2 protein-coding genes are annotated in these 1172 nt (G+C 58.3%); both read right to left on the bottom strand.

The genetic code is table 11. The features are described from left to right. On the bottom strand, nt 1-507 hold a 507-nt coding region (locus EN906_RS34745; protein ID WP_164777639.1), incomplete at its 3' end, for an AraC family transcriptional regulator. 283 nt (nt 508-790) lie between these two features. Next, on the bottom strand, nt 791-925 hold the full coding sequence (locus tag EN906_RS38860) for a hypothetical protein (protein ID WP_013531161.1): 135 nt from the start codon (nt 923-925) through the stop codon (nt 791-793). Nucleotides 926-1172 lie beyond the last annotated feature (247 nt).

Here is a 1172-nt window from a genome sequence, read left to right as displayed (position 1 = left end):
GGTGTAGATGTTCTGGTCGATCTCGAAGAGGTCGGCAAAGACGTTGGCCTTCGGGAACGCTTCGGAAAAGCCCGGCAGGTTCTCCCAGTGGATGGCGCAGCGCTTGTTGGACAGCAGGCCGGCGGCGGCGAGGATATGCGCGCCGGTGCACAGGCCGCCGACGGCGACGCCGCGATTGTATTCCTCGCGCAGCCAGGCGAAGGCGGACTTGTTCTGGTAGCGCTCGACATTGATGCCGCTGCAGACGATGGCCATGTTCGGCCGGTCGGGGCCTGCCATCTTCTTGCGCTCGTCCTCGAGCGAGGTGTTGACCGCGCATTCGACCCCGTTCGAGGCGCGCACCGGCTTGCCGTCGATGCTGGCGAGGCGCCAGCGATAGGCCTCGTAGCCGAGCATGCGATTGGCCGAACGCAACGGGTCGAGCGCGGTCGCAAAAGCGATCATGGTGAAATCGGGAATAAGGAAGAATACAAACGATCGCTTGATCGGATGCTTTACGGCGTTCAAGGGAACCTCACACAGCCATGGCGCGAACAGGATGTCGCGAATAGCATAGCGACATCAGGAAAAACCATGTCTGTCAATCGGCTACGCCGCTACGACGAGATTAAATTTGCGACATGGGTCGCAAACGGGCAATCGGCGTGCAGCGAGCCCTGGAAGTGGCACGAACTGTTCAAGGGACGGGCAACGTACTGCCTGCGCGCAAAACAAAAACGCCGCCTTGGCTGGAGCCAGGCGGCGTTACAGTTTTAAAGCAGCGGCAGGGATGCGCTGCCCCTAAAAATCTTCAGGCGACGAAGCCGAGGCGGGCCGCATTCATGGCGCCGGTCTGGCCGGGCATGGTGTTGGCGAGACGCTGACGCTCGAGGGCGGTGGTCAGGTTCATTTCGCGGCGGGCAAAGAGGCGTGCAAAAAGCTTCATAATCATCTCCATTTGTTGCTCAGACGGGTCGCCTTCGCTTGATGGAGTGGGGCAGCTCGTTTGCTGGCGCCGATATAGGCTTGTGTAAGCAGAAACTAAATCGCAAAAGCGAAGCGCTTGATATGAAATGCGACATCGGTTGCGACAGATTTGGGCAAGGTGCCCAAAATTTACGATTATTTACAAGGGATTAATTGAAAAGAGGGCTGCTATGCGGCTTTCTCATATGCGTCATGCGCTGGAAACA

The sequence above is a fragment of the Mesorhizobium sp. M7A.F.Ca.CA.004.06.1.1 genome (assembly GCF_003999135.1).
Classification (GTDB): domain Bacteria; phylum Pseudomonadota; class Alphaproteobacteria; order Rhizobiales; family Rhizobiaceae; genus Mesorhizobium.
This window is presented reverse-complemented; position numbering and strand designations above follow the sequence as displayed.